Raw genomic sequence first — 9241 nt, 5'->3', positions numbered from 1 at the left:
GTGCGGCCTACGGCAGTGCCGGCGAGCGCTGTATGGCCATCTCCGTGGCCGTGATGGTGGGCGATGTGGGCGACAAGCTCATCCCCAAGCTGGCCGAGCGCCTTAAAACCCTGAAGGTCACCGATGGCATGGACTTGTCTGCCGAAATGGGACCCATCGTGACAGCCGAGGCCCTCAAGCGCATCGAAGACTATGTACAAATCGGCGTGGACGAGGGCGCCAAGCTGGTGGTGGACGGTCGCGGTCAAAAACCCGCAGGCTTCGAAAACGGCTTTTACACCGGCGGCACCCTGTTCGACCATGTTCAACCACACATGCGCATCTATCTGGAAGAAATCTTTGGCCCCGTGCTCAGTTGCGTTCGGGTCAAAAATTTTTCTGAGGGGCTTAACCTCATCAACAGCCATCAATACGGCAACGGGGTGAGTTGCTACACCCGCGATGGCAACGTGGCCCGCGAATTCGGCCGCCAGGTGCAAGTGGGCATGGTGGGCATCAACGTGCCCATTCCTGTGCCCATGGCCTGGCACGGCTTTGGTGGCTGGAAGGCCAGCCTGTTTGGCGACATGCATGCCTACGGCGAGGAAGGGGTGCGCTTCTACACCCGCCAAAAGTCCATCATGCAGCGCTGGCCAGACAGCATCGAGAAAGGGGCCGAATTCGCCATGCCCACCTCCAAGTGAGTCGATTCGCGTAGACTAGGCTTCACAGCGACTACTCTGCGCGACTTCCATTGAACACCGAGATCAAAGCCGGTGGCCTGGTGGCCATCGGCGGCTTAGCGCAGGCCGTGGTGTACGGCCTGCTCGCTTTTGCGCCCCTAGGCGCCCAAGGCATGGCCTATGGCGTCTACGCCGGGTTGGCCAGTGCGCTGCTGGGCGGTGTGGTTGGTGGTTTTCTAGGCAAGGCGCCCGTTCAGTTCGGCGGCCCACGCTCATCCACGGCGCTCATCATTGCGGGTTCTTTGTTTGGCTTCATGTCCATTACCCAGCAAACCGAGCAATTGCTTTTGTTGGTGGGGGCCGAAGTCATCATGGCCGCCCTGTTGGTGGCCTTGGCCCAACGTCAGGGCTTGGGCAAGCTCATGCAATACTTGCCCGCACCGGTTCTAATCGGCCTTAACACCACACTGGGTCTGTTTTCGGCCTACAAGCTTATTCCCGCCATGCTGGGTTTTGCGGTGTACACCACCCTGTGGCAAGTGCCTGCCAACGCACTGCTTTGGTCAGCCCCCGCCTTGGTGGTGTCCATGCTCACCTTGGCCGCGCTGGTGTACTGCCGAGTGGTGCAGCCCACACCCTACGGCCTCTTGCTTGGCTTGGCCGTGGGCCTGACCGCGCACACCGCACTGGTGGCCTTGTGGCCTGGCCCGGCCGCGCCCACGCTGGGTGTCGAGGCACAAACACCGTTTAACACGCTGGCCAACACGCCCTTGCAACATCTTCACGACACAGCTGTTTTGCTCGCCCAACACCCCACTTTGCTGGTGCAAATGGGCGCAGGGGCCTTGGTCATCGCCCTGCTGATCGTGCTCGAAAGCATGCAATCCATGCTGCAAGTGGACCAGGCCCTCAACACCCGCCACAACACCCGCACCGAGTTAAACGCCTTGGCCTGGGCCAACCTGCTCTGTGGGTTCATGATGGCTTTGCCGAGCTCCAATTATTTTTCGCGCAGCAACGCCGGCTTGGGCATGGGCTCCACAAGCCGCCGCAGCGAGCTGTGGTACACCGCAGCATTGGCGCTCGCCTTGCTCGTGGCATGGCCATGGCTTGCCCTGTTGCCGCTGGCCATGCTGGCCACACTGGTGGCGGTCAGTTCCCTGTTTTTAATTCAAGGCAGCACTGTTCAATTGTTTGCCAAATGCCTTCACCGGCGCAGTTGGCAAAGCTTGTCCGACACCGAACGTTTTACGGTCATTGTGGTGGTGGGCATGCTGTTGGTCACTGCGTTGTCAAACCTGCTTTTGGGGGCTTTGGCTGGCGTGTTGTTTGCCGCGGTGTATTTTTTGCGTCAGCAATCCGACACCGGGCTACACAGCATCACCACCCAGCCCAGCGCTCGATCGCGCACCATGCGCCCGCGCGCCCAGCGCCAACGCATCGACTCTGCATTTCAAAACCTCAAATGGGTGCGGTTTGAGGGCAACCTGTTTTTTGGCAACTCCCCAGCCATTTGCATCCGCCTGCAAGACGAATTAAAAGGCACCCCACTGGTGTTGCTCGATTTTTCCAAAATGCGCTACATCGACGACACCGCCGCCAGTGGCTTGGCCCGCTGCCTGCGCATGCTGAGTGGGCAAGCCAGCACCCTGGTGGCTGTGCTACCCTCCAACATTAACCCGGCCAGCGCAGGCCTGCCCCTGCTTGAAAACGCACTGGCCAGTGCGCAAGTGGCCACCCAGTGGCACATCGACGACGCCTTCCACGCCATGGAAGAACATGCTTTGGGCAAATGCCATGTGGGCGAAACCGGCATGGATGCCGAGCAAACCCTACAGGCCAGCCACCTGTGTGACGGGCTCAGCCACAATCAAACTGCCGATTTGCTGGGCATGTTCCAGGCGCAAACCCTTCAAACAGGCAAAGTGCTGTTTCACGAGGGTGACCCCCCGGGTGGTCTTTATATTCTTCAGGAAGGCCAACTAAGCGCCTGGCAGCAAGTGGGCAATAGCAGTGAGCGCCTGATGCGATTTTGCCCGGGCAGCCTGGTGGGTGAAATGGCGCTCATCGACCACAAAGCCCGCTCGGCAACCCTGGTGGCCGAGCACGCCTGCACCGTGTTAAGCCTGCCCCTGGGCCAATGGCAGCGGCTGCAAGCACAGCACCCGGACATTGCGCACATTGTGTTGGGCAACCTGGCCAAAGAGCTGGCGCTGCGCATCCGCCTGTCCAACCTCAGCCTGGCACTGCTGCAGTAGCACTGGCGGCTGTCAACCTCAGTTAAATAGAGGGTTTCCTCGTTGTACGCGGCCCAACCTTTGCCGTATTTTCACGGTTGTGCACAAAACCTGTTGATCTGGCATGAACAAGACCGAGTTTCAAAAACGCTACGGCAACACCATCCGAAAACCAAAATTATCACTGCTGTTGGGCGAAGCCCGCACCCCGCTGGAGGCAGCCAAACTGGCCGCCAGTTGGCGATTTTTGCCCCGCAAAGATGTGGGCCAAGGCCAAACCGTGCTGCTGTTGCCCGGTTTTGGTGCCAACAGCAAAAGCATGTCGCTCATCAAACGCTACCTGGACTCCCTGGGTTACAGGGCCTTGCACTGGAGTGCAGGGTTCAACCACGGCGAGGTGGGTAAACTGCTGCCACAGGTGATTGCCGACATCAAGCTGTACAGCGAACAAACCCAGTCGCCCGTCAAACTGGTGGGCTGGAGCCTGGGTGGCTACCTGGCCCGCGAGGCAGCCCGCGAAGTGCAGCAAAGTGTGAGCCGCATTGTCACCATTGGCAGCCCCGTGGTGGGGGGGCCAAAATACACCGCTTTCAAGTCGTTTTATGACGTGCGGGGCACCGACATCGACTCCATCGAAAACAGCACCCTGAAGCGCTTCGAGCAACCCATTGTGTGCCCCATTGTGGCCATGTACAGCAAAAAAGACCCCATCGTGAGCTGGCAGGCTTGTATCGACCGCTTTAGCCCCAACGTGGAGCACATCGAAATTGATGCACCCCACCTGGCCATGGGCGTGAGCAAAGAAGTGATCAATTTGCTGCCCTATGCCTTGGGCACGCCCGTCAAATAAGCTCCACCAGCAGCGCATACTAACTGGCCCCGAGGGAGCATGGCCCGATCAAAGGGCCAATTGCCCTTGTGCTCCGGGCAAACACCCGGTTGCAACTTTTGTGCAGGGGCGTAGACTAATTTGCAAGTGGACGGTGCCCGCACTGCCACACCACAAGGCAACAAAACCCTTGTGCCTGTACCTCACCGCATGCATGCCCGTCCTGCACGCCCAGCCCCGGCAGCCCAAGCCAGGGGGAGGGTCCCAATGTTAGCAACAAAGGGTTCAGCATGATTCGTCAACACTATCAACCTCTCGAACACATCAGCGCAGGCGCCACCGACGCAATCTCTGTGGCCGACCCCTCGCGCCCTTTAAAACTCACCGTTGACTCACCCGCTTTTGATGCCATGACCGACCTTCGTCGCGTTCACCCGGTGAGCATTTCTGGCAACGAAACCCTGGAACAAGCCCGCACCACCATGATTGTGTGTGGTGTGAAGCTGCTGTTTGTTCGCAACCCCGCGGGCCATTTGCAAGGCTTGATCACCGCCAACGACCTGGCGGGCGAACGTGCCATCAAAGAGGCCAGCGCCAGCAATCGCAACGTGCCCGAACTCACCGTCAACGATGTGATGGTCAAGCTCCCCGATCTGGAGTTTCTGGAATTCGGCGCCGTGTCACGCGCTGAAATCGGCCACATCATTGCCACGCTAAAAGCCCACAACCGGCAACACGCCCTGGTGGTGGACACCCGCGCCGGCAATATGCGAGTGGTGGGTTTGTTCTCGTCTACCCAAATTGCAAGGCAAATGGGAATCCCGGTGCTCGACCCGGTCAAGGCCATCAGCTTTGCCGAAATTGAAGCCGTGGTGGCCGCAGCCTAGGCTGATTTCAACAAAGTGGCCAACAAGGGGTGCTTCTGCCCCCGCGCACTCCACACCCCATGGATCTCTTCAAACAGGTCTTCGCTGCTGCCCAAGTAGCGAAGACCGCTTAAGGTGCCCTGCCCGCCCACACCCAAGCGGCTCACCGGAAACACCCCCATGCCCCGTGCCGCAAACACCGACATCAGAGCACTGTCTTCAAACTCGCCCACCACATTGGCGTGCACCCCCGCCTGCTCCAGCCAATGGTTAATGGCCAGCCGCAGACGCGAGTGCCCCGTGGGCAGCAACACGGGCAACTGTGCCAAACACGCCGGAAACTGCTGCACTGCCTTTTTGCGCACCCACTGCGCCGGGCCAAACCAATCCACTGGCGCGCGGTGCAATATTCGGCTTTGAACCCGCAAATTGGGCTGGCTTGCAGGGGGCTCGCCGGCCAACACCACATCCAAATGGTGCAGGGCCAATTCAGCCAGCAATTGTTCAGGCTCTCCTTCGTGGCAGGTCAAGTGCAAGTTGGGGGTGCTCAGCACCGTCTCCAGCAAGGCATGGGCGGCCAGTTTGGAAATGCCATCGCACAGCCCCACCCTAAACTGCACCCGTGGCTTGCTGCCCACCGCGCGCACACGCTCGGGCAAGGCCTGCCCCAGCCTGAAAATTTCATCGGCCATCACAAAGGCCTCGCGCCCCGCCTCGGTCAGCGCCACGCCCCGGCCAACGGGCTTGAACAACTGCATGCCCATCCACTGCTCCAATTCCCGCACCTGCACACTCACCGTTTGTATGGCCATGTTCAGGCGCTCGGCAGCTCTGGCAAAACCTCCCTCTTGGGCGACCATCCAAAAGTAATACAAATGCCGATAATTCATAAGCGATCAACCCCGCGCGCACATACTTCGTATTTTACGAAGTAACAGTTCAATTATTCCATGTTTTTCGGAAGCCATCTTTTGGTCACCATGGCAGGGTTTAAAAATCCTGTTCAATGGAGCAACACATGGATGCACTCATGGCCTTTCTTCAGGCCGACTTTTTGGGCACAGCCACCTGGATCTGGCTGTTATTCATCGGCATTGTGATTTCCCTGCTGGCCTTCGACCTCGGTGTACTGCACAAGGGCGACGAAGAAATCGGCGTTCGCGAAAGCCTGTTGCTGTCGGCTGGCTACATCACCGCGGCCTGTATTTTTGGTGCATGGGTGTGGTGGTACCTGGGTTCTGAGAGCGGCATGAACTACTTCACCGGCTTTGCCATCGAAAAATCACTGTCCATGGACAACGTGTTCGTGATCGCCCTCATCTTCACCTTCTTTGCCATACCCCGCCAATACCAGCACCGCGTGCTCTTCTGGGGCATTTTGGGTGTGATCGTACTGCGTGCCATCATGATTGGCCTGGGCGCTGCGCTGGTGAAAGAATTCAGCTGGGTGCTTTACCTGTTTGGTGCTTTCCTGGTGATCACCGGCATCAAAATGTGGTTTATCGCCGACCACGATCCCGACATCGAAAAGAACCCCATCCTGAAATTTTTGCGCAAGCACATTCGAGTCACGGACGGCCTTCGTGGCAACGCATTTCTGGTTCGCGAGGCAGATCCAAAAACCGGCAAAGTGGTGCGGTTTGCCACCCCCCTGCTGCTGGCGCTTATCCTGATTGAATTTGTTGACCTCGTGTTTGCCGTGGACTCGGTGCCTGCTATTTTTGCCATCACCACTGACCCCTTCATTGTGTACACCAGCAACATTTTTGCGATCCTTGGCTTGCGTGCCCTGTACTTCGCACTGGCCGCCATGATCCATCGCTTCAAGTACCTCAAGTACGCTTTGGCCCTGGTGTTGGTGTTCATTGGCAGCAAAATCTTCTTGGTGAACTTCATCGGCAAGTTTCCGCCTGCGATCTCACTGGGCGTCACCTTGGGCCTGATTGCTGGCGGTGTATTCTACTCGCTGTGGAAAACCAAATCGGAACCAGCCACCTTACAAACCGACAGCAGCCGCTAAGAAACATTCGGCATAAAAATTCACAAGGTTTGTATTTGCCCGCTGACCAACGGGCACCAACAAAAAGCCCGGCCTTGCGCCGGGCTTTTTATATTTCACAACGAACGATTGACTCAGGGCTTGGGCTGCTTCACCGCCTCAATGGCGATCAACACCTTCACCTCCGGGAAAAACCCGCGATCCACCGCATAGTCCAAATCAAATTCGGTCCGCTTAAATTCAGCCACCGCATTGGCCCCACACACCTCGGCTTTTTTCATGGGGTGCATAATGCACTTGAAGGTTTCAATCTTCAAAGGCACGGGCTTGGTGATGCCCTTCAGGGTAAGGTCACCTAACACTTCCACAGGCTTATCGCCCTCAAAGCGAATCCGGTTGGCCTTGTATGTGATGGTGGGGTGGGCCTCCACATCAAACATGTCCACATTCTTGGCGTGCTCGTTCATTTTTGCATGGCCAAAATCCAGGCTGGTGGCATCAATTTCAATGTCCACAGTGCCTGTTTTGTTGGCCCTGTCCAGCGTCACCGTGCCTTTGGTTTTTTCAAATTGGCCACGCCACAAAGACAAACCGCCCATGTGATCGGCTTCAAACGATGGGAACGTGTGGCTGGGGTCAACAATGTAGGTGTCTACCGCGGCAAGCGCACTGCCCGCGCTCAACAGGCCAACGCTTAAAAGAGCCGCCGCCAGGGGTTTGCCGTACTTCAAATTCATCCTGTACTCCTTTGCTTGAATTGGGGCATGGGCCGCACAATGGCTCACTTGGCCGCCGCCACCAGTTTGAAATCAATCACCACCTCATTGGCCACCAAGGTGGTGTCGGCCCACTCGCCATCGGCACCCACCTTGAAATCCAGCCGTTTGATGGTCGCTTTGCCGGTGAAGGTATTCATGCCACCTGCAGTTTGAATGCTCACAGGGAACTGCACCGGCTTGGTGATGCCGCGAATGGTCAACTCGCCGGTGGCTTGGTAACCCTTACCCGCTGGTTTAACCGACGTGACCGTGAATGTGGCCTTGGGATGTGCCTTTGAATCCAGCCAGTCTTTGCCCGCCACCTCTTTGTTGTACATGGGGTCGCCGAGGTCAAAACTTGCAGTGGACACCGACACACTGGCTTTGGCTTGGTCCGGCTTGGCCGGGTCAAACACAATATCGCCTTCAAACTGTTTGAAATCTGCGCTCACTGGCACATTGAATTGCTTGAATGTGGCGCTCACCCGGCTTTGTCTGGCGTCCAGGGGGGCAGCTTGCGCCACACCCACGCCACCGGCCAACACACCCATGCACAACGCCACCGCCACCGGTGCAAACCGCCTGCTTACTGCCTGCATCATCGTATCCACTGCCTCAATCTGCTTTCATGCCCGGGATCATTCGGCCCAGCACACCGTCTTTGTCCAGCACGTGGTGCTTTAACGCCATCAACACATGCCCCGCCACCAGCAAGACCAAGCCCTTGGCCGAAAGTTCATGCGCCAATTTCAGGGTGTCTTTCAATGCTGGGTCTTTTTCGATCAGCACCGGCAACTCGATTACCCCAAACCACACCACGGGGAAGCCCGACGCCAGGCTGTAAAAATACCCCAAAGTGGGCACCGCCAACATCAACACATATAAGGCCGCATGGCCCAGCTTGGCCATCAAGATGGTGCGGCGCCCCCAATGCGCCGGGTAACGAGGCACCTTTGAATTGATGCGCACCAGCAAACGCAACAGCAGCAAAGCCCACAAGGTTACACCCAGCCATTTGTGCCAGTTAAACATCTTCAGCTTAAATGGAGTAATGCCGGGAATGTCCACCATGTACAGGCCCATACCAAAGGCCGTCAAAATGCCAAGCGCCATGGCCCAGTGAACAATCACCATGGGCCAGCCGTAGCGGCGGTTTTCTTGCAAAGCGCTGGTCACAACTCAATCCCTCTGCGTGCTGTGGATCAAACTTCCACAATATTTGTTTGGGCTTAGCCCCTTTTTCAAGATACAATTTATAGTTGTTTTGCCGCTGCGTACAGGCCAAGGGGTAAATTGGTAGCACGGCATGGCCCGTTTCCCATTACAAGTGCTTTCAATCAGGACGTCGTATGAGCGATTCAAACGAACACGAACTACCTTTCAAAACGCCCAAGCAACTGATTTACGCCATCGTTGCAGCCTTCGTGATTCCCGTGGTTGTTATTATTTTGCTGGCCAAGTATGTCACCACCAGCGAAAAACCCGCAGCTGGCAGCACTGCACTCACCGCAGAAGCCATTGCCGAGCGCCTAAAGCCCGTTGGCACCGTGGAGTACGCTGATCCCAACGCCCCCAAGGTTCTTAAAACCGGCGCCGAGGTTTACAAGGCGGCCTGTGCAGCCTGCCACGACGCTGGCGCAGCTGGCTCCCCCAAGTTTGGCGACAACGGCCAATGGGCCAGCCGCCTCACCAAGGGCTTTGACACCCTGTGGCAAAACGCCGTCAACGGCATTGGCACCATGCCCGCCAAAGGTGGCGTGGCCAGCTTAGACGACATCGAAGTGGCCCGCGCCGTGGCCCACATGACCAACGCTGCAGGTGGTAACTTCACTGCCCCCGAGCCCAAGGCCGCTGCAGAAGCGCCTGCTGAACAAGCTGCAAAGTAAGGTT

Annotated in this window: 10 protein-coding genes; 6 read left to right on the top strand and 4 right to left on the bottom strand. The window is 57.5% G+C overall.

The features are described from left to right. The 4 genes from ACEQU8_RS03850 to ACEQU8_RS03835 form a co-directional block, all read left to right on the top strand. The coding region (locus ACEQU8_RS03850; protein ID WP_370261603.1) for an aldehyde dehydrogenase family protein at positions 1 to 683 on the top strand (683 nt) is incomplete at its 5' end. Positions 684 to 733: 50 nt separating this feature from the next. Beyond that, the gene (locus tag ACEQU8_RS03845; RefSeq protein WP_370261602.1) at positions 734 to 2920 is read left to right on the top strand and encodes a SulP family inorganic anion transporter; all 2187 of its coding nucleotides are present in this window, start codon (positions 734 to 736) and stop codon (positions 2918 to 2920) included. Between the two features lie 103 nt (positions 2921 to 3023). Further along, positions 3024 to 3749, top strand: coding sequence for an esterase/lipase family protein (locus tag ACEQU8_RS03840; protein WP_370261601.1), 726 nt, complete (start codon positions 3024 to 3026; stop codon positions 3747 to 3749). Positions 3750 to 4018: 269 nt separating this feature from the next. Then, entirely contained in the window at positions 4019 to 4615 is a 597-nt protein-coding gene (locus ACEQU8_RS03835) for a hypothetical protein (RefSeq protein ID WP_370261600.1), read from the top strand. Here the strand turns inward: ACEQU8_RS03835 and ACEQU8_RS03830 are convergent. Beyond that, on the bottom strand, positions 4612 to 5484 hold the full coding sequence (locus ACEQU8_RS03830) for a LysR family transcriptional regulator (protein ID WP_370261598.1): 873 nt from the start codon (positions 5482 to 5484) through the stop codon (positions 4612 to 4614). The genes ACEQU8_RS03835 and ACEQU8_RS03830 overlap by 4 nt on opposite strands. A 128-nt stretch (positions 5485 to 5612) precedes the next feature. On the opposite strand from ACEQU8_RS03830, the gene ACEQU8_RS03825 reads away from it, so the two are divergent. Beyond that, positions 5613 to 6614 carry a TerC family protein gene (locus ACEQU8_RS03825; RefSeq protein WP_370261597.1) on the top strand — a complete coding sequence of 334 codons (1002 nt, stop codon included), beginning with the start codon at positions 5613 to 5615 and terminating at the stop codon, positions 6612 to 6614. Positions 6615 to 6727: 113 nt separating this feature from the next. On the opposite strand, the gene ACEQU8_RS03820 is transcribed toward ACEQU8_RS03825, so the two are convergent. The 3 genes from ACEQU8_RS03820 to ACEQU8_RS03810 are packed head-to-tail and all read right to left on the bottom strand — an operon-like array spanning position 6728 to position 8527. Then, positions 6728 to 7330 (bottom strand): YceI family protein, encoded by a 603-nt coding sequence (locus ACEQU8_RS03820; RefSeq protein WP_370261595.1) that lies wholly within the window; start codon positions 7328 to 7330, stop codon positions 6728 to 6730. A gap of 44 nt (positions 7331 to 7374) precedes the next feature. After that, on the bottom strand, positions 7375 to 7953 hold the full coding sequence (locus ACEQU8_RS03815; RefSeq protein ID WP_370261593.1) for a YceI family protein: 579 nt from the start codon (positions 7951 to 7953) through the stop codon (positions 7375 to 7377). A 13-nt stretch (positions 7954 to 7966) separates the two neighbouring features. Beyond that, the gene (locus ACEQU8_RS03810) at positions 7967 to 8527 is read right to left on the bottom strand and encodes a cytochrome b (RefSeq protein ID WP_370261591.1); all 561 of its coding nucleotides are present in this window, start codon (positions 8525 to 8527) and stop codon (positions 7967 to 7969) included. 173 nt (positions 8528 to 8700) lie between these two features. Here ACEQU8_RS03810 and ACEQU8_RS03805 point away from each other — a divergent pair, with 173 nt between their 5' ends. Next, positions 8701 to 9237 carry a cytochrome c5 family protein gene (locus ACEQU8_RS03805; protein ID WP_370261590.1) on the top strand — a complete coding sequence of 179 codons (537 nt, stop codon included), beginning with the start codon at positions 8701 to 8703 and terminating at the stop codon, positions 9235 to 9237. Positions 9238 to 9241: the final 4 nt, after the last annotated feature.

The organism is Limnobacter sp. (genome assembly GCF_964228395.1).
GTDB lineage: Bacteria > Pseudomonadota > Gammaproteobacteria > Burkholderiales > Burkholderiaceae_B > Limnobacter.
Note: the sequence above shows the minus strand (reverse complement) of the source record. Positions and strands in the feature narration are given on the sequence as shown.

What these genes read in the sequence shown, in the direction of transcription:
- ACEQU8_RS03840 (WP_370261601.1), top strand. Translation starts at nt 3,024, where the DNA reads ATGAACAAGACCGAGTTTCAAAAACGCTACGGCAACACCATCCGAAAA.
- ACEQU8_RS03830 (WP_370261598.1), bottom strand. Translation starts at nt 5,484, where the DNA reads ATGAATTATCGGCATTTGTATTACTTTTGGATGGTCGCCCAAGAGGGA.
- ACEQU8_RS03815 (WP_370261593.1), bottom strand. Translation starts at nt 7,953, where the DNA reads ATGATGCAGGCAGTAAGCAGGCGGTTTGCACCGGTGGCGGTGGCGTTG.
- ACEQU8_RS03820 (WP_370261595.1), bottom strand. Translation starts at nt 7,330, where the DNA reads ATGAATTTGAAGTACGGCAAACCCCTGGCGGCGGCTCTTTTAAGCGTT.
- ACEQU8_RS03825 (WP_370261597.1), top strand. Translation starts at nt 5,613, where the DNA reads ATGGATGCACTCATGGCCTTTCTTCAGGCCGACTTTTTGGGCACAGCC.
- ACEQU8_RS03805 (WP_370261590.1), top strand. Translation starts at nt 8,701, where the DNA reads ATGAGCGATTCAAACGAACACGAACTACCTTTCAAAACGCCCAAGCAA.
- ACEQU8_RS03835 (WP_370261600.1), top strand. Translation starts at nt 4,019, where the DNA reads ATGATTCGTCAACACTATCAACCTCTCGAACACATCAGCGCAGGCGCC.